Source organism: Streptomyces sp. NPDC101227 (genome assembly GCF_044767545.1).
Classification (GTDB): Bacteria; Actinomycetota; Actinomycetes; order Streptomycetales; family Streptomycetaceae; genus Streptomyces.
The window spans coordinates 58,894-77,149 of record NZ_JBIWOD010000028.1; the positions used below are offsets into that span (position 1 = coordinate 58,894).

The following is an 18,256-nucleotide window of genomic DNA, read 5'->3' on the forward strand; positions in this document are numbered from 1 at the left end:
CTCCCTGTGCGGTCAGAGAGAGACGCTGTCCTACCGTGGTCATGCGGGCTGATGCCTGATCAGCGTGCCGCGCTCGACCGGCGGCGCTGCGCAGCGGCACGGCGAACAAGCGACGAGGGCTCTGATTGCCCGGGTGAGCGAGTGTTCTGGTCATCGCGGACCAGCCTTCGCGACGTCCGGGGCCGGCAAACTGCCGTTCTGTGGGGGGACCGAGGCGTATTGGGCTGCCTGAATCCGGTAGCCATCACGGAAGACCTTCGGACCGTCCCCCTCGTCGGAAATCAGCTCCGAGAACGTGCCGCTCTCGACGACACGTCCGTGGTCCAGGACGTGGATCAGGTCCGCAACCCGGACCGAACCGAGCCGGTGGGTGATCACGATGATGGTCTGGCCGGCATCGGCGAGGTTGCGGATCTTCTCGAAGAACTCCTGCTCCGACTTGGCGTCAAGCGCCGCGGTGGGCTCGTCGACGATCAGGAGCTTGCCGCGGCGATAGTGGGCGCGGCCGATGCCCAGGCGCTGCCACTGTCCTCCGGAGAGCTGGTGGCCGCCCTTGTATCCACGGGCAAGGAGAGTCCGCAACCCCCGCGGCAACTCCTTGACCAGCTCCTCCGCGCCCGCGTACCGGACGGCATCGTCCAGCCTCTCCGGGCACAGCGGCTCCTCGGGCCGGCCGATACCGATGTTCACAGCAGCGGTGAACGGCCAGTGGTAGAAGTCCTGCCCAACAACGGCGATGCGGGACACCAGCTCCTGCCGGTCCGCCTTCGCGACGTCGACGTCGTCCCACAGGATGCGTCCCGAGTCCGGACGGTAGAGGCCGCACAGCAATTTGGTCAGCGTGCTCTTGCCGCTGGCGTTGTCGCCGACGAACGCGACAATCTTCCCTGTGGGGATCGTCAGGCTCGCCCCGGCCAGGGCAGGTTCGTTCTCCTCGTCCTCGCCCTGATAGGTGAAGTGGACGTCCTCGACGGTGATCCGCTCCGGATGTTTGGGCAGAGCAAGCCCGCCTGTGGGGATGGCACGCTCACCGGCCTCCTCGCACAGCTGGTGCAGGTCGGCGATGAAAAGGGAGTCCTCGTGCGCGGAGTTGATCTGCAACACGAGGTTCTGCAGGCTCCCGGCGCCGCTGCGGATGGCGAGTACGGCCGTACCACCGACGGACAGGGCCATCGTTCCGGTCCACAGCAGAGTCCCGAGGGTCGCGTACGCGGCGACGGCCGCCAGCCCTGTCCAGGCCGCTGCGAACAGTCCCGTGCGAGCGGCCAATGTCGCCAGCCGCTTCTGCTCAGCCTCCTGGTCCTGGGACAGGGAGCGGTAGTGCCCCAGCAGGAAGTCAGCCACGTTGTGGACGCGGATCTCGGCGGCGGCACCAGTGGAGATCAGCAGACGACTGATCAGTTCTCCGGCCCGCGCATGCTGGACGAACTGATGGAAGGAGATGTACCGGCGGCGTGCAACAGACAGCGCCGCCCATCCGCTCGGTACGGACATCGCCACGAGCATCGGGAAGAGCAGGGGATGCAGGACGGCGAGGACGCCCGCCGTCGCAATCAAGCTCATCACTGCATTGACGATGGAGCTGCTGTATCTGACCATGCGGCGGGCTGCGCCGGCCCCGTACTGGGCGCTGTCGAGGAGTCGGTGGAACTGTTCGTCCTCGATCGCCGCAAGTTCCACCTTCGCGGTGTGCGAGAGGTACATCTCCCTCGCTACGCGCTCCACCTTCGGTTCCAGCTGCCCCGTGCCGGCAGTGGAGATGGCCTTGAGCACCGCCCCGACCAATGCGCAGAGGCCGGCCGCGGCCAGGGCAGGGGCCGCCCCGGTCAGCCGCTCGGGCACCGTGCCCTCGCCGATGACGTGGGCGAGAGCCCGGTTCACGGCGATCAGCCCGAGCGCCTGGCTCGCGCCGCGACCGATCTCCGCGAAGCCCACCATCCGCAGGGCGCGGGGGTCCGCCTTCCGGGCGAGACCGATGGTGATGGCCAGCAGGTACGGCAGCTTGGTCACCATGGACCGCAAATTCAGCTGGAGATACGCGTCTTGGTGCTTGTTCCAGCCCATGTCGTAGCGCAACGGCCCGCCGAACAGCATGTGTTCCGACGATGCTTCCTCGACCTGAGTCGCCGCGGCCCCAGTGGCCTCGTTCTTCCTCACGGCCGGCTCCCTTCGAGAGGGACCTCGTGGATACCGGCCGAAGCCGACGCGACGGGGAAGTCCCACAGCTCGACGGAGGCACGGACAGCGGCATCGGCCTGGAGGCGTCCCTGCTCGCCCCACCCGAACAGGTCGACGATCTCGTGGGGGGTCGCGAGCAGTCGGGTCATGGTGTATCCGGTTGCTGGATCTGGTCTGGAGGCTCCGATGTGGGTGATGGCGGCGGCCATACGCACGCGGGCGCAGGGCCCGTTGCCGCCGTAGACGTCTCCGGTGGGATCGTGCAGGTAGCCGAGGTAGTGCGTCGGCCCGAGGGTGAGCCGGGCTTCCTCGTCGGCTTCGCGTTCCAGCGTCTCGGAGGGGTCTGCATCCTGGTCCTCGACGGTGCCGCCCGGCAGCATCGGCAGACGGTGCTTGGTGTCGATGAGCACGATGCAGCGACCGTCCGGCACGAACAGCCAGCCCCAGCATTGTGTGGTGGGGAGTTGGTCGGGCACATCCTCGCTCTCGTGCCATGCCCATTCCATCGTGTGCTGTCGAACGGCGAGCGGGCCGAATCGCTCCAGGGCCTGGAGGCGGAGCACTGGGTCTGTCATGGGCTGCTCCTGAAAGTGCAGTCGACGGGGCAGAAGGACGGGGCTGGGCAGTTCGGGAAGGGCCGCAGCGGCGGTCGACCGTTGGTAGGTGCCCTGGAGTTGCTTGGGTCCAAGACTGGGGACAGCGGGGCGGCGGGCATCACCGCTGACTCGCCTCCGGTCGGTCAGCCCCCAACGGAGTCGGCCGGAGACGAGGGACTCGAAGAGGCCGTCACGACGTCGAGTGGGCGGTGTGCCGGGGAAAGAGGCCCGAAGGCGAAGTTCCACATAGTCGGCCGCCCGAGGTTCCCGGGTGTTCAGAACGCACGGCGTCGAACGTCCGAACCCGCTGAGGTACGCCGCAGGCTTCGGGCAGAAGACCCCCGCAGGCGCCGATACGCGAGAACGCTGCGCACCGTGACGTACCAGTGCTGACCACGTTGCGCCGGGGTCAGGTATCCCGCCTTCGCGAGCTGCACCACGGTGTGCGGGCTGATATCCAGCATTCCGGCCGATTCTCGGGCCGTCACCAGAAGATCGTCGCTGCCCGCCACGTAACCGTCGCCGTAGTGTTCCAAGGGGAACCTCCGCTCCACGAACGGATCTAGCGTGAATCCCCCGCGCAGCCACCGGACGTACGGGATCACCCGCTGCGCCCACACGGAGGGCGATCATGTTCGGCGTCGTACCAGTGAGGGGGGCAGGGAACCTCCTGCCGTTCCTCAGCTCGGCGGCTGCGGTCGGGACGTGACCGGAAGGAGTAGGGGGGATGTCATGCATGGTCAAGGCGCGCTCCGTCCGCCAATAGCTTCAGGGTGCGGCGGGCGCGTTCGGTGACCTCGACATCATGGACTCGAGTGCCCCACACCAGGCCACTGACGGCATCCATGGCAGCAAGGGCTGGCAGGACCTGCCGCTCCGGATACGTCAGCTCTCGGCCATAGCCAGTGAAGAACACCCGTCGTAGCCGCGGTTGCTGCACCCACGGACCGACGGCCAGATGTACGAAGTCATCCACAGCCAGCGCAGGGCGTGCCCGCTCGAAGTCGAGTAATGCGGCGCACTCGCTGGGAGCGTCCCAGAGAAGGTTGCGTGTCTGCACGTCTCCGTGGATGAAGGCGGCCGGGCACTCCTCCAAGGCCGGCAGATGCCTGGCCAGTCGAAGGACCATCTCCTGCTCGGTGTGCGTAAGCAGCTCACCGGCGGCAGCCAAGTGTTTGCCCACCGACTCAGTCCTTGCGCGGATTTCTGCGAGGGCATCCACTCCGGCCTTATTGGAGGCGCCCAGAGCATCATGGAGTACACGCAGCAGGTAGCCCGCCTGACGGTGCACCTTGACGAGGTCCCGCATGGTGAGCGTCATCGTCGTGACCGTCTGGCCGGGCGCTGCGGTGAGAAGCATCGCCAACCGAGCAGGGTCGGCAGCTTGCAGCCGTGGAGCGCGGCCGGGGCCAAGGGCAGGCGCTGCGAAACGGTATGCGTGAGTTTCGCGGGTGTAGAACACCTTGGAGGGCGAGATCTTGAGGAAGAACCGCGTGCCGTCCGCGCAGGTCAGTTCCCAGACCTTGGAGTTCGCGCGGTTCCATGAGGCGTCTCGCACGAGTGTTATGGGGCCGATCACGCAGGAAGCCCAATCGAGAACCTCCCCCGGGACGCTCGTACGGTGCTGAGTCAACGAGGTCCCGTTCAATTCGACCACCTACGAGTCCGCCCCAGGGCGTCTCGGTCCGAACGAGGGGTGGACATGCTGCCCATCACAGATCGCCTCCCGTGGGAGAAATCTCGGTGATGGGCCGTGCCGCTCCTCGCGGATACCCCCACAGCAGGGTGGCGGCGCGAATGGCTGCGTCCGCCTGACGGTGGCCCATCTCGCCCCATCCCAGCAGGCCCACTGCCTGATGCGGGGTGACCAGGAGCCGGACCATCGTGCGGCCGGTCGACGGGTCGGGGGCGGAGGGCCCGATATGGGTGACAGCAGCAGCCATACGGATGCGAGCGCAGGGGCCGATACCGCCGTAGACATCACCAGTCTCGTCGTACTGATAGCCCAGGTAGTGCGCCGGCCCGAGAGCCAGCTGCGCTTCCTCGGCAGCCTTTCGGTCGAGCGCGGCAGCCGGGTCTCCGCTGTCCGTCTCCTCGATGGTTCCGCCAGGCAGTAGAGAGAGTCGGTCCGCAGGGTCGATCAGCACCACGATGCGACCGTCGGGAACAAACAACCATCCCCATGACTGCGTCATCGGAAGCTCCGCGGGGGCAGGCTCGCCCTCGTACCAGGCCCAGTCGCGTGATCGGCGGGAAGGAACCAGGGGACGGAGACGGTCCAAGGGAGAAACGGTGGCTTGGTAGTGGGACATCAGGTGCCCTTCAGGGATCACGGCTGGTCGGTACGAACCGGGTGCCGAATCTCGGCGTCGAACGCAGTGGGGTCAGCAGCTGGTGACCGATGACGCAGGCGGCCTTGAGAATGTGATGCTCGGCCTTCGCCCCTCGCTCGGACCGGCTTTACGGGTCCACAAGGAAGGAGACGGGAACTCGTCTGGTGCGGCAGGGGCCGGGTGGCCTAGGAGAGCGAATCTGCCGAACACTGACGTCTGCCTTCCGATCGCGAGCGGTCATCTCACCTGCCTGGTTCCGGCCAACACAAGCGAGCAGTGAGGCACTCGTCCTGGTCGAGTGCCGGTGTTGCGGCATGTCGACGCCTTCTGGCATCACGGCTGGTCCGGGCACGTCGATCAATGTCGCAGGCCGCTGTTCAAAAGCGGGAGCGTTCTTTCGTGCATCTCACTCTTGGTGGCGGGAAGTTGAGGATGCCTGCCGCGCTCTCTCGCTGCACATCCCGACGGTGATATCACTGGGGTGATGACGCCTGAATAGTTCGTTTGTCGAGCCCAGGGGGCAACTGGCATGTTCGTCGGGGAGGTAGATCGGCGGTGCGGCCGATGCGGCTGCCGGCTAAGTCGATACAACCCGGCTCCCCGGTGCGGGGCATGTGCTCGTGTTGAAGGTGCGGGCGATGCGCACCTCTCAGCCCTGAGGGTGCCGGAGCATGTTTGGCTCGACGTCGAGGTGCAGGAGGCGTTGTCCACATGGGACTTGGGCAGAATGCTGACGCTGGTGCGCAGGCTGGCGTCTTTGCGCCAGGAGGACGTGGCGCAGATGACGGGGCTGAGCCAATCGGCCTTGTCCATGTTGGAAGCCGGTCGGCGGCTCACACACATCGACAAGATCATCAGTTTGCTCGAGGGGCTAACCGTCCCGTTTGAGCTCGTACAGTTGCCGCTTGCTCGCTCTCCGGAAGCCGTGCATCCGCCGGACGGTGGTGGCTGGATTACTCCCGTAGCCGCAGCAGGGTCCCCTTCCTACGAATGGGAGAGTCCGCTTACTGTCGCGAAGCGGTTGAACGCCACGACGTCTTCCAACACCGACCCTGAGACTGTGCTGGTCTTGGAGCGGGCGGTGGAGGACATCGTGGCTCGATACGAGGCCAGAGGCCCGCACCGAATGGCATCCGAGGCAACAGACCTTCGGGGCTACGTGCAACAGCTCTTGGAAGGGCAACAGCCGCCGCGTCAACGAAAGGCGCTCTTCCACTTGGCGGCGCAGACATCAGGGCTGCTTGGCTACATGGCTGTCAACGCCGGCCGGGCGTCATTGGCCGACGCGTACTGCGCCGAGGCGCAGAAGCTCGCCGAGAACATTGGCGACCAAGACCTGCTCATGTGGATCTCCGGAACGAGGTCACTCAACGCGTACTACACAGGGCATTTCGACAAGGCTGTCGAGTGGGCGGACGCCGGCATCAACATGGCGCCGGGACATCCGCAGGCCATCCGACTTCTGGTCAATGGGCGCGCTAGGGCGCTGGGGAAGATCGGTGACAGGGCCGGCACCGAACGGGCAATAGCCACGGCGCAAGAACTCACGACACGGCATCAGCTGCCCGGTGGTATCACGCCCTGTATCTCCTTCGCTCCTTACAGCCCGGCCCGCACTTTAGCCAACGCTGCAACTGCACACCTCGCTCTCGGTGACACTCAGCAGGTCCTGGAGTATGCCGACCAGATCGACGATTTCGTCGAGCAATCCGACTCAGAATGGAGTCGCGCCTTGGTACGCCTTGATGTGGCCACGGCACTCCTCAATGGGCGGAGCCCGGAGGTCGAGCACGCAATGCAGCTGGGGCTGCAGGTGCTCTCGATCGGTGGTGGCCCGCCGATCCGCTCCGTCGTTCAACGCGCTGGCGAGCTGCACGCTCTTGCATCCAGATGGCGTACCCAACTCGAGGTACAGGAGTTCGCCGAAGCCCTGCAGACGTGGCGGGCTGGCCCTGAGACCCGCCTCCTCGTCGAGGTCTGCGACGATGGCAGACCCATGTGATCGAAAGAGGAGCATCGGGTGCAGCAACTCCAGGTCGAACCGGCGTCTTTCCCATCTGTGCCGCCTCCGTCTCTGACTGACCCTGCGGTGATCGCCCGGCATGAATGGGCCGCCTTCGGCGAAGTAAATGAGATGGTCAACCACTGGGACAGGCCCGGGTGGACGGCGTCTACTCGTGCCTACTACTGGATGATCACCTTTCCTGGCGCGCCCGCACTGATCCAGCGCGTCCAGCAGTGCCAGCAGGCTCTGCGTTCCCTCGCCTTCGACGACATTGCTGAAGACGGGCTCCACCTGACGCTTGGACGCATCGGGCCGTCGGCCGAAATCGCGCTCGATCAGCTCGACCACCTGCTGGCTACCGTCCAACACACCACCTGCCCGCCCTTCACCCTGCGGGCCATACCAATGACCGCCTCCCGCGGCGCCATCCGCTTCAGCGTCGCTCCATGGGCACCGCTGATCGAGCTGCACGCAATGCTGTCCGCCGCCGGGAACAAGGCCGGATTGCCGCCCCGAAAGCCGACCTCGTGGTTCCGCCCGCACATAGGCATCAGCTACTGCAACCGTCCCGTGCCTTCCGACACTGTTCGGAACGCCGTGAAGCCGTTGCATGACCTCGACGCCGTGGAGGTGGAGATCACGCAGGTACACATCGTGGAGTTGCGGCGCGAACGATCGGCGTACAGGTGGGAGGTCATCCGCACCCTGGACCTTCGCACGAGAGAGCCTCTATGAACCGACCTGGTCGGACCACCGGTGCCATCCGGGGGCCAGGCGATGGGCAGGGGGTAAGGGCTGCGTGCGGGTGGCGTCGGACTGCTGGAGAAGAGCAACCGGGAACTTCAAGTGGCAGGTGGTATGCCTTCTCGTCGGAATGGCCTGGAATCTGGCGTGCGCGATGATCAGCCGGGTCAGCGTGAAGTGATGGCGTTCTGAGCCCAACGGCGGTGGCGGAGGAAAAGCGCCTGCGCATCGCCGCAGTAGGACCACGGCCGATCGCAGGCATAAGGGCCGATCGCCTCGAACACCTCCCATGCCTCTTTGTGCCGATTGGCGAGCGACAGAGCATGCGCCAGGTAGTTGGCGTCCTCGGCGAACTGGGCGTGCGGGTGCGGCGCCCGGTAGTGCCACCATCCCTCCAGGACCCGATCGATGTACGGACAGTCGATCCATGGGTGGATGGTCAATCCGTAGGCGCTGGAATCGATCTCCAGCCGCTGTCGATGCGACTCGGCCAGAGCGACCAGTGGCAGCACCGCGATCGGCAGGCCGCGGGGAGCAGTCTCTGCGCGGTCCTGCGCCCACTGGAACATCTCGCCGGCCCTGCCGTGGTTGCGCTGGAACAGGTAGGTCAGCACCTCGTGGTGGGCCTCGCGGTTGTACGGGTCCCGGGCCGAGACTTCTCCCCATATTTCCTTCAGAGCGCCCCAGTCAGGCGCGTGGAACCGCAAGAGGGACAAGAGCACCACCCATGGGGAAGGATCCTCCGGGTAGGCGGCTGCAGCGGCATGGCATGTGCGCCATGCTGCCTCCCTCAGCACTTGGCCTTCGGCATGACTGACGATCATGGAACGCACCGCCTCCACGTGGGCGAGAAGCGTGATCGCATCGGCCGACTCGGGTTCCGCTCGGGACCATGTGTCGGCGAACCGCAGTTGCGCGCCGGCGACAGCCAGAGCCTGGAAGCGGAAGATGCGCCGGTCCCAGTCGCGGCCGGTGTCCGACAGCAAATCGCGTATGCCTTCCCAGCGCCCCATGGCCGCGTCCTCCATGGCCAATCTCAGGGGCACGTCATCTCGAGCCGGATGCCGGTCCAGCGGTGGCTCTGCCAAAGGCTTTCGTGGGAGCTGCCGCGTGGCGCCCGGAGATCGCCAGCGCCTCATGACGGCGCTCTTTCCGTTCTGAGAAGAGCAGTCGCGTCTCGTATCGGCTCATACCTGTCGCGGCGTGTGGAGGTGGCCACGGGCACGGTGTCCGTGCTCCCGGCATCGGGATGCATGAATGTTGCCTGTTTTGCGAGAGCCATCAAGGTCCTCAGGTTGGGAGCGGGTCGGCTGAGAGGGCAGCCCCGCCTCCGGGTGCGGGACAGCGCCGAGATCGGTGCCGGCACAGAGGATGGAGATCGAGACGTTGATCTCGCTGACCAACCGCGCGACCTTCTCGGAGGGCCGATGATGGCCGGGTGGCGAGGGTCTCGCGAGGTAGAAGCCCAGCAGCATGGGTGGCTTCAGGCCGCTCTCCATCTGGCCAACAGGACGTCGATGAGTCCCAGCAGGAGGATGGAAGGAGCGGCTTTGGGCGGAGCGAGGATTCCTCAAGGACAAGGCACCGGTGCGTGATGCGCTGCGACAGAACAGTCGGCCAGGACGGGAGGAGTGGGCTGCGCAATGAGCTCGAACCAGCCTGTCTTGCCTCTGGGAGCAGAAGCCGTCCCCCAGCGCTCCGCCAGCTTATCGATCAGAAACAGCCCCCGGCCACTCGTGGCGTCGAGGCTGGTGGCGGACGGAACAGCATCCAGTGGAGCAGCGTCATCTTCCCCCACTTCCACCCGCAGGAGAGATTGATCCCACGTCGCACGGACAGAGATCTCTGTCGCAAGCCCATGTTGGAGTGCATTGGAGACCATCTCGCTCGTCAATAGCTCGGCCGTGTCGACGAGCTCACTGGCGCCCCAAAGCGGCATAGCCGCCCGCAGGCTGGCGCGGACCACTGTCACCAGGGCGGCATTGGGGACGAGCGCGATCTCCAAGTGTTGGGGGAGGTCGTTCATCATCTCGATCACCGGTGGCCTCCTCTCCTCTGCCTGCTCGCTCACCCAGCAGCAGCAACTTGTTGTCAGGTCTCAATATGTGTCTTTCCAGGCAGGCTTCGCACATTTCCCCGGTGATATCACGGGTGTGATTTGGGTTTAGGAGATGCTCCTCGCGCCAGGTTCAGGACGCCTAGCTGGAGGCAGGATCATGCAGGGGGATGAACGGCGATGCGTTGGGTGCGGCTGCGCACTGAGTCGCTACAACTCGGAAGTGCGATGCGGGTCTTGCTCCCGATCTGCCGGACTGCGGCCTGCCACCCCACCGCACGTTCCTGCCCGGGTCTGGCAGGACGCCCAGGTGCGCCAGGCTCTTTCAGTCTGGGATTTCGGCCAGGTCAGCCGCCTGGTACGCAAACGCAGCTCACTTCGGCAGGAGGACATCGCCGCCCTGACCGGATTGAGGCAGTCCTTCCTGTCCATGCTGGAGTCAGGGGATCGCAGGCTTACGAACATCGACAAGATCATCGCGTTCCTGTCGGGGCTTGGAACACCTGCGGAGCTCGTTAAAGTTCCTCTGCCTGAACCTCCCCTTCGATATCCACAACCGCCCGTATTCACCGCCACTACGGAAGATCAGGACCCCGATCTCCCCTGGACCGTGGACCGTATGGTGACGGCGTTGAACCAAGCGGTAGGAGGTGGAGCGATGAATCGTCGAAGGTACCTCGCAGTGAGCGGAATCGCGCTGACGGCATACGTCCACAACTGGAGTGTGGCTGAGGCGGAACCGCTCGTACGCGCTCAGGAAGGCAGCAGGATCTCCGGCACCCTGCTGAAGTCCCTTCAGAAGACCACGAATGAACTGCGGGTCATGGATGCGAGCTCGGGAGGCGGAGACGTGACCAAGCTCGGTGATGCTCACCTAACACTCCTGCGAGACATCGCAAAGTACAGCAACTACGACGAGGCGTCGGGCCGAATGCTCGCCGGCATCATCGCTGATACAGCGACGCAAACAGGATGGTTCACGTTCGACTCCGGACAGTCTGACGAGGCCCAGCTTTATTTCCAGGCGGCCCTGCGTGCCGCCCGGGCTTCCGGCGATCCACGGCTGGGTGCCGGTGCGCTGTCCTATATGGCAATTCGCGGATACTCGGCAGGGGCTCCACGGGATGCCGTCACTGCAGCACGAACGGCCCTCGAGAAGGTCAGGGCGCTCGGCGCCCCTGCACTGGAAGCTATGTTGCTTACCCGGCAAGCCCGGGGTCACGCGAAGCTCGGCGAGCAGCAGGCAGCACTCAAGGCGCTGGGCCAGGCCGCGGAACTCTGCGCTCAGGGCCGATCGGAGCACGACCCGCATTGGTTGTACTGGATCAACGAAGGCGAGATTCACGGGCAGGCCGGCAGCTGCCACCTCGACCTCGGCAACCCGAGGCAGGCGATCAGCAGCCTCATCCAGGCTGGGAAGGCGCTCAACCCGGCCGATCTCCGGACCAGAGCGCTGATCCTCTCACGGGCGGCGACTGCCCAATTCCGGGAAGGTGACCTCGAAGCCGGGTGCGCCACGGCTCACGATGCGATTGATCTCGCTGCGCATCTCCAGTCGGCTCGCCTCAATGAGCACGTGCATGCCATGGCAGGTGAACTCTCCACAGCTCGCACTGCGCCGTACGCTAGGGAGCTGCTGGAGCGGTGCGCTCTCGTAACGGGAAAAGGGAAGCAAAGGTGACCGAGAAGCCGTCGGTGCTCGTCCTCTGGGACATCGACAGGACCCTGCTCTACGTCGGCAACATCGACCGGCAGGTATACCGCGAAGCGTTCTTCCAAGTAGTCGGCCGCCCAGCTGAACGTCTTCCGGCACGTGGCACGGGCGTGACGATGCCTCTCGCGATCCGCGGCTTGCTCCGGGACAATGGAGTGGCAGATAGCGATGTGCCGAAGCTGCTACCGCGCATGAAGGAGCTCCTGCCCAAGCGGCTGGCCGAGCGGCTGGCCGACCTCAAGGACGAGGGGGTGCTCATGCCGGGTGCCGCCGCCGCCCTGCGTGAAGTACACAACCGCGCCGGCCTCATTCCCACAGTGGTGACTGGGAATCTCAAACCGAACGCGGTCTTGAAGCTCGAAGCCTTCAACCTCGACCGACTCGTGGATGCCGACATCGGCGGGTATGCCTCGGATAACGACCATCGGCCAGCGCTCGTCGGCGTCGCCCAGAATCGCGCAAGCGCCAAACACGGCACCAGCTTCGACCGGACGAATACCGTGATCATCGGTGACTCCCTCGAAGACGTCCGTACGGGCCTCCAAGGCGGAGCCCTCGTCATCGGCGTTGCAACCGGCACGACCTCTGCGAAAGCGCTCCGGAAAGCCGGGGCCGACGTCGTCCTACAAGACTTGACTGACGTTCCACGGTTGATCGACGCAATCACTGCGGTCATTTCTCCAGACACCCGACGCTGACCACAAGCGACGTCTCGGCTTCTCCGGGCAGATATTCCAGCAGGCCCCGTTGTCAGCCCATCGCCGGCCACGGCGTTGGCCGCAGCTTCCCAGAGAGCCGTGCGGGGAGTGCTGTAGTCCTAGATCGGGCACGGTTTGAGGTCAGGTGAACCCTGGTCGCCATGGACACCGGTGCCGGGTCGCCACAGGCGCACAGGTATAGCCTGGCCCAACCTCCTCGTGCTCAAGGAACGCACCATGACACATAGCCCGACCACCGAATCGCACGTGTATACCTACACGGACGGCTGCTACCGGTCAGTGATCGGCGTGCACCTGGTTCTGGAGCGTGCAGGACAAGTTCTTCTCGGCCTACGGTCGGGGACGGGCTGGCGGGACGGCCACTTCCACGTTCCTGCCGGCCACTTGGAAGCCGGTGAAACAGTCACAGCTGGTGCGGTGCGCGAGGCAGCAGAGGAACTCGGCCTAGCCCTACGCGAGCAGGATCTCGAACTCGTGCACACGGTGCACCACTGGACGGCTGAGGATGATCCTCGTCTCCAGCTATTTTTCCGCGTACGTTCGTGGGATGGCGAGCCGGCCAACGCCGAGCCTGACAAGTGCGCGCAGCTACGGTGGTTCCCCATTGACGCGCTGCCCGAGCCGATGGTGGATTTCACAGCCGTCGCCCTGAATCACATCGGCCGAGGTAGTACCTTCTCGTGTGTCGGCTGGCCGAGTGGCCTCGATGCAGAGACAAGCAGCAACTAGCTGTATCCCACGCACCCTGAAAAGCTGCGGGGCGGTCTTCTGATCCATCCTGTGGACCAGAAGACCGCCCATCGGCTACTACTTTGTGAACACGAGCTCCCGTTCCGCAAGAATGTCGCGTCCGAGTACAGCGAGGTAGACCTCGTCGACACTCCCGTAGGACGCCTGAGACGCGTCGAGTCCCAGGGAATCGGCAGCCTTGCGTACGGAGACTTCGTCCGGCCCTTCCACCTCAAGGAATGGCGGCAGACCCGGCCACGTGTCGATGTCGAACGTCACGCCGTCGAGCTTCCACTCTTCGCGATAGTTCTCCTGGTAGCGCAAGGCGGTGAAGCCCATGGCTTCCAGCAGGTTCTTCGTGGCGTCGAAGGAGCCGACCTCTACCTCGCTTTCGAGCGTAGTGTCGATTGCCGAGACAGCCGAAGTGGTCTGCTTGTAGGTGAGGAAAGTCTTCTCACCCTGCTGCCGCAAACGTAGCCAGCCTCCACGGGCCTCAATGTCGTCGTTCTTGAATACGATTCGACGCATGAGCGTACGCGGCATGGAGCACGTGGCGGAACGGGCACTCAGGTGATCGGCAATCTTAGCCGCGTCGACGTTGAGGAACCTGGCTTCGAATTCAGTCTGCATTGCAGCCTTCCTGCAGGTGAGTTGCGATGAGCAAGCCCATGCGGTGGGTGTGCTCGTGAAGTTGCTCCACATGTGGTGCTTCGCGGAAGGGGGGTGTGTACGCCTCCCAGTCGATCTCCCAGTCCGGAAAGAAGCGCCGCATCTCTCCTTCCTCGGGGTAGTGCTCGCAGGCGAGGTGCCGTGGCGCGACGGGCATCATGTACTCGGCGCCGAAGAGGCCGCCGTGCGGACGGCACAGGTGTTTCATCGCGGTGATGAAGTCGGCGAGCGGGCGACGGTGGTTGATGCTGTAGTGCCATGAGCAGCTCGTCCAGACTGCATCTACGGCGTCCAGCTCGTCAGGCAGATCGAGGATATCGGCCTCGACGATCTCGACCTGGCCCGATAGACCCTCGTCGGCCAGCCGTTGACGCAATCCCCGCATCGTCGCCTCGGTCGGGCCGGGCAGGACTACTGGGCCGCCGTCGAGAGCGGTCTTGTTGCGTTCCACGGCCAGGACGTGGACCCCACGCCTTGCCAGCGGAAGGACGAACTTGCCGTCCGAGGCTCCGACAACGCACACCGACTTCAGCTGCCGGACGTCGACCAGGTCGAGGAAGATCGGGAAGAACGTACGGGTCTCTTGCCAGAGGCTGGAGGCCGGCACCATGGCTCACCTCGCCTTCGAGGACTCGTAGACAACGTCAGGGATTCCTACCGCGAACTCGTCGTCAGCCCTCGGTTCGTAAAGGATTTCGTGCCGCTCTTTATCCCAGCGGAACGCGTTCACGTCTCGGCCGACTGCCTTGCAAGAGACGGTCAGACCGCCCCGCGGGTCGGATTCGATTCGGTCGAGCCAACCACCAGCGACCAGGTTGGAACACCTGTCGTCGACAGCTTCCGGCGACAGGTCGGAGTCGTAGAGGATGCTGATGGACAGATCGGCGTCGCTGATCCGTCGGTGTAGATCTGCGTAACGCGCTGTGTCGCTCACCTCAAGTTCCGGATGGCCGACTGCGTTTCCAACGAGCCGTAAGGCATGGAGCTTTAGCTCGGCCACACCGTGCTCCTGGAGCAGGCTGGCGAGCGGCACCACGTCATCAAGGTTGTCCTCTGTGACGGTCATGGTCGCGCCCGTCGTGACCTCGAGCCTTACGGCGAGGTCGATCATCTCCATGGCGCTGGCGAAGCTGCCATGCTGCCGGATGGCATCGTGGCTGGCCTTCAGGCCGTCCAGGGAGATCCGCAATTTGTCGAGTTGCGGGGCAATGGATTCGATAGCGCTGCGGTACCCACGGTGGCCGTTGGTGCAGATTTCCACCTGCAGACCGAGTTGCTTGGCATGCGAGCAAACGTTGCGGATGTGCGGGTGCAGCAGCGGTTCGCCGCCGAGCAGTGTCACAGCATCGAGCTTGTACACCTCTCGGAAGTGGTCGAGTATTCCGCGTGCTTCCTCGAAGCTGAACTGATCTGGTTCCTTGAGGAGTGAGCCGTGGAAACAGTGCTTGCAGGAGAAGTTGCAGCGGTACAAGAGCTGCAGGTAGAGCATTCGTACGCGGTTGATTCCCGCGATCCGATCGAGCATGGTCCTCAACTCCTTGATGATGGCGATGGCCGTCGTGCCTAGCTCGCCGGCAATAGGTAGGGCGGGACTACGGCCAAGGAAGCAGGTCGGTGGGTCTAGCGGTGATGAGGGTGCCGTCTTCCGCCTGGGAGACGACCACTTGGTCTACGCCGTGGTCACGCAGCAATTCGCGGCAGCCTCCGCAAGGTGATGCGATGGCGATGCGATCGTCATCGCGCATCACGGCAGCCGCAGCTACCAGGTCGAATGCCCTGGCGGTAAATGCCATACCGATGGCGACGGCCTCGGCGCATACGGAGCAGTGGCTGCAGTTTCGCGACCTGACTTGCACCGCTGTGAAGATGCGCCCTTCGCGAGATAGCACCGCGGCAGCCACTCTCACTCGATTCGGATCAATGTGCCGCAGGGCCTGTCGGCACGAATCCACCAGGGCCTGCAGCCCGGTTGGAGATGCGAATGGAACGGTGTCAGCCTTCATACTCGGCCCCGTCCGGCAGAGGTGACCCAGTAATGAGACCGTGGCTGGGGGGCGTCCACAGTAGGCTCCCGTCCTCCCCGAGAACGGGAGGGCGCGGCCAGGCATTGGCCACCCAGTCCCCCAGCGAGTACGCACCCACTGCGTCGAAGCAAACAAGATCGTCAGGCTGTAGCTGGCTGGGAGCCGTAACTGTGCCGAAGCTGTCGCTGCGGTGGCACAACGGGCCGACGAGCTTGATCTCCTCGGGCTCCCCCTTGGCTGATGGGTCGAAGGCGATCGGGCGGGTCTCATTGCCACGCCAGCAGTGGAGCCCGTTGGTCCCAAGATCGACCACAGCGTGGCGGCGGGCTCCGTCCCGGCGCACTGCGATCACCTTCGAGACAGCCACCATCGCCGGCTCCGCCAGATAGCGCCCGGGTTCGAGGATCAGGCGTGTCACCCCAAGGTCCGAGAGGCGAGCGGCATGCTTGTGCAGGGCCGCTGTGATGCCGTCCAGGTCTGGGGCCTTTTGCTGACTTTTCGGCGTGGGCAATCCCAGGACTTTGATCAGGTCGAACAGGGGTCCGGTGCGCCGCTTGGTCACCCATCCAGACGCGAGGCCGCCTCCGAGGTCCAAGGTGCTTACGGTTGCGCCAATGCTGGTGAGACGCTGCAAAAGATCACACAGCCTCTGGAGCACGATGTCGTAACGTGCCGCGGAGACCAACTGACTCCCGAAGTGCAGATGTAGCGCCTCGAGACGCACTGCCCTGTTGCCGGCAAGTGCGCGGGCTGCGTTAAGGACCGCGTTACCGTCGGCGGACCAGCCGAACTTGGTGACGCCGCGATTCCAGTGCTCGGATGGATCACGGCCGAGCTCTCCCGAAACGGAAGGAACTGTCACCCTCAAGCCGACCGGCAATGGATCTGCTTCAGGGGACCGCTGGGCGACGATCGAGACCTCGGTATCGGTCTCCAGATTGACCAGCCTGGGCGCGGTGGAAACCTCATCGGCAATGCGCTGCAGAAGTCCGTCCGCACATTTCCCGATACCGTTCACCACGATGCGGTTGGACTGATGGCGCTGCCGTGCAGCTGCCCACTCCGTGGGCGACGTGATTTCTGACCCGACCGCCGCGTCTGCGATTTGGTCGCACAAGGCGGGAAGGTAGTTCGTCTTGTACGAGTAGTAGGTCTCGGTCGGGAACGGCAAACCGGACGTGAAGCGGTTGAATCGATCCAACGCCGAAGAGAGCCGAGTGGGTGAGAATACATAGAAGGGTGTTTCGCGTTGCCGGCCCAATGCAAATGCCTGAGAGTGCAGCGAATCAATCATTGGACGCCTCCGGCTGACTTCGCATCTTCTGAGCGATTCCTTCGGCGACTCCGAAAGCGTCGAGTCCATTTGTGTCGAACGGCGTTAAGTCGAAAGAGTCGTACGTACGGCGTGTGACCTCCACGTTGAACTCCTCCAGCCGCGACCAATAGCCCAGTCCGCGCTGCTGATAACGCTGGGCGAGTCTCTTCTGCCGTACCGCTTCATCGACTGTCAGCAGGACCGTCATGTGCGGCAGGAGCGCATGTTCCCAGTCCACTGCGGGCAGCTTGTTCACGCCCAGCGCTGCATGAGTGGCCAACGTGCGGTAGAAATAGCTTTCGACGACGACGTCCTGGCCGGCAGCGAGGGCACCACGGACGGCCTCAGACGCCGCGTAGTTCGTCATCATCCAGAAGTGCATTCGCGGCATGACGAGCCGCTTCTGATCCAGGCTCACCCGCGTTTCCTCGAATGCAGGAAAGAGCGTAGGTACGAGTTTCGCCCCCAGGGCGTCCGCGAGTAGTGGCGCGACCGTACTTTTGCCCACGGCACTTAGCCCTTCGAGCACGTAGAACCGCGGCCTAGCACCATCGGGTGTTCCCGATCTATTTTCCTTCTCGGCTCGCTGGAGCGGGATTTGCAAAGACTCCGGCACCTTGCATGCTCCCTTCGATGGGTACTTCAGATTCAGCTAGCGTTGTGCGCAGGATCTTGCGAAACAGACGGGCCGCGGTAACGCCTCAGGCCGGGAGAAGACCGTTTCTGTGCGTGAGCAGCTGTCACCCAAGAGTGCTCGTCAAGCCGAGGCCGCGCACATCACGCGAGTGATATCACCCCAGTGATATGGGTTCGGGCGGCGTGAAGCACGAGGCTGGGCGCCCGGATTGGCACGGGAGCGCTACGGCGCTGGTTCGGTACTCGTTCATCGCGTACGGACGTCTGTCGGAGATCGCTAACCGCAGCAGCGCCTTGACCTCTCGCCAGCGTCGAGCAGGACGGAGACGTAGGCGTAGCGGTAAGCGTGCATCCTCGGCGGCCTCCCTCACCCCCTGGCCAAGGACTTCAACCACGGGGGCCTCACGTGCTGGGCTGAGTTCGCCCTCGCCCCAAATGCCCCACCTGTGGTTGTGAATTGTGGCTTGTAGCCACCTATCTGGGTGGCCGCGCCCCAAATGAGCCCCTCGCACGCTCTGCCGGGACATGGCCCGTGTTC

General features: G+C 64.4%; 18 protein-coding genes. 5 read left to right on the forward strand and 13 right to left on the reverse strand.

All coding sequences use genetic code 11. The annotated features are described in order from the left end of the window. Positions 1-150: 150 nt before the first annotated feature. The 5 genes from ACIRPT_RS38570 to ACIRPT_RS38590 form a co-directional block, all read right to left on the reverse strand. Complete coding sequence (locus ACIRPT_RS38570) at positions 151-2,094, reverse strand: ABC transporter ATP-binding protein (protein WP_403836254.1); 1,944 nt, start codon at positions 2,092-2,094, stop codon at positions 151-153. A gap of 59 nt (positions 2,095-2,153) precedes the next feature. Beyond that, positions 2,154-2,753, reverse strand: coding sequence for an NUDIX domain-containing protein (locus ACIRPT_RS38575; RefSeq protein ID WP_403836200.1), 600 nt, complete (start codon positions 2,751-2,753; stop codon positions 2,154-2,156). Between the two features lie 296 nt (positions 2,754-3,049). Then, positions 3,050-3,310 carry a helix-turn-helix domain-containing protein gene (locus tag ACIRPT_RS38580; protein WP_403836202.1) on the reverse strand — a complete coding sequence of 87 codons (261 nt, stop codon included), beginning with the start codon at positions 3,308-3,310 and terminating at the stop codon, positions 3,050-3,052. A gap of 194 nt (positions 3,311-3,504) precedes the next feature. Then, positions 3,505-4,353, reverse strand: coding sequence for a phosphotransferase (locus tag ACIRPT_RS38585; RefSeq protein WP_403836204.1), 849 nt, complete (start codon positions 4,351-4,353; stop codon positions 3,505-3,507). Positions 4,354-4,486: 133 nt separating this feature from the next. Next, positions 4,487-4,924 carry a hypothetical protein gene (locus tag ACIRPT_RS38590; RefSeq protein ID WP_403836206.1) on the reverse strand — a complete coding sequence of 146 codons (438 nt, stop codon included), beginning with the start codon at positions 4,922-4,924 and terminating at the stop codon, positions 4,487-4,489. 910 nt (positions 4,925-5,834) lie between these two features. Here ACIRPT_RS38590 and ACIRPT_RS38595 point away from each other — a divergent pair. Continuing rightward, positions 5,835-7,109 carry a helix-turn-helix domain-containing protein gene (locus ACIRPT_RS38595; RefSeq protein WP_403836208.1) on the forward strand — a complete coding sequence of 425 codons (1,275 nt, stop codon included), beginning with the start codon at positions 5,835-5,837 and terminating at the stop codon, positions 7,107-7,109. Positions 7,110-7,127: 18 nt separating this feature from the next. Then, positions 7,128-7,847 (forward strand): 2'-5' RNA ligase family protein, encoded by a 720-nt coding sequence (locus ACIRPT_RS38600; protein WP_403836210.1) that lies wholly within the window; start codon positions 7,128-7,130, stop codon positions 7,845-7,847. Positions 7,848-8,023: 176 nt separating this feature from the next. Here the strand turns inward: ACIRPT_RS38600 and ACIRPT_RS38605 are convergent, their stop codons facing one another. Together ACIRPT_RS38605 and ACIRPT_RS38610 are read right to left on the reverse strand one after the other, a co-directional pair. Continuing rightward, a complete protein-coding gene (locus ACIRPT_RS38605; RefSeq protein ID WP_403836212.1) occupies positions 8,024-8,884 on the reverse strand; it encodes a hypothetical protein in 861 nt (286 codons plus the stop codon). 542 nt (positions 8,885-9,426) lie between these two features. Then, positions 9,427-9,885, reverse strand: a complete 459-nt coding sequence (locus tag ACIRPT_RS38610) for an ATP-binding protein (protein WP_403836256.1) — start codon at positions 9,883-9,885, stop codon at positions 9,427-9,429. Positions 9,886-10,222: 337 nt separating this feature from the next. Here ACIRPT_RS38610 and ACIRPT_RS38615 point away from each other — a divergent pair, with 337 nt between their 5' ends. The 3 genes from ACIRPT_RS38615 to ACIRPT_RS38625 all read left to right on the forward strand — a co-directional run bounded on the left by ACIRPT_RS38615 (position 10,223) and on the right by ACIRPT_RS38625 (position 13,074). Next, on the forward strand, positions 10,223-11,593 hold the full coding sequence (locus tag ACIRPT_RS38615; RefSeq protein ID WP_403836214.1) for a helix-turn-helix domain-containing protein: 1,371 nt from the start codon (positions 10,223-10,225) through the stop codon (positions 11,591-11,593). Next, a complete protein-coding gene (locus ACIRPT_RS38620; RefSeq protein ID WP_403836216.1) occupies positions 11,590-12,324 on the forward strand; it encodes an HAD family hydrolase in 735 nt (244 codons plus the stop codon). Before ACIRPT_RS38615 ends, ACIRPT_RS38620 begins: the two co-directional genes overlap by 4 nt. 219 nt (positions 12,325-12,543) lie before the next feature. Beyond that, entirely contained in the window at positions 12,544-13,074 is a 531-nt protein-coding gene (locus ACIRPT_RS38625) for an NUDIX domain-containing protein (protein WP_403836218.1), read from the forward strand. A 78-nt stretch (positions 13,075-13,152) separates the two neighbouring features. Here ACIRPT_RS38625 and ACIRPT_RS38630 read toward each other — a convergent pair whose 3' ends face one another. The 6 genes from ACIRPT_RS38630 to ACIRPT_RS38655 all read right to left on the reverse strand — a co-directional run bounded on the left by ACIRPT_RS38630 (position 13,153) and on the right by ACIRPT_RS38655 (position 17,500). Beyond that, positions 13,153-13,704: a class IV adenylate cyclase gene (locus ACIRPT_RS38630; protein WP_403836220.1), complete on the reverse strand. Its 552-nt coding sequence runs from the start codon at positions 13,702-13,704 to the stop codon at positions 13,153-13,155. Next, positions 13,694-14,353 carry a class I SAM-dependent methyltransferase gene (locus ACIRPT_RS38635; protein ID WP_403836222.1) on the reverse strand — a complete coding sequence of 220 codons (660 nt, stop codon included), beginning with the start codon at positions 14,351-14,353 and terminating at the stop codon, positions 13,694-13,696. Before ACIRPT_RS38635 ends, ACIRPT_RS38630 begins: the two co-directional genes overlap by 11 nt. A 3-nt stretch (positions 14,354-14,356) precedes the next feature. Beyond that, positions 14,357-15,268 carry a radical SAM protein gene (locus ACIRPT_RS38640; protein WP_403836224.1) on the reverse strand — a complete coding sequence of 304 codons (912 nt, stop codon included), beginning with the start codon at positions 15,266-15,268 and terminating at the stop codon, positions 14,357-14,359. 67 nt (positions 15,269-15,335) lie between these two features. Continuing rightward, positions 15,336-15,851, reverse strand: a complete 516-nt coding sequence (locus ACIRPT_RS38645) for a hypothetical protein (protein WP_403836226.1) — start codon at positions 15,849-15,851, stop codon at positions 15,336-15,338. Then, on the reverse strand, positions 15,736-17,061 hold the full coding sequence (locus tag ACIRPT_RS38650) for a diaminopimelate decarboxylase family protein (RefSeq protein ID WP_403836228.1): 1,326 nt from the start codon (positions 17,059-17,061) through the stop codon (positions 15,736-15,738). The genes ACIRPT_RS38645 and ACIRPT_RS38650 overlap by 116 nt, the downstream gene beginning before the upstream one ends. After that, a complete protein-coding gene (locus ACIRPT_RS38655; protein WP_403836230.1) occupies positions 17,054-17,500 on the reverse strand; it encodes a hypothetical protein in 447 nt (148 codons plus the stop codon). Before ACIRPT_RS38655 ends, ACIRPT_RS38650 begins: the two co-directional genes overlap by 8 nt. Positions 17,501-18,256: the final 756 nt, after the last annotated feature.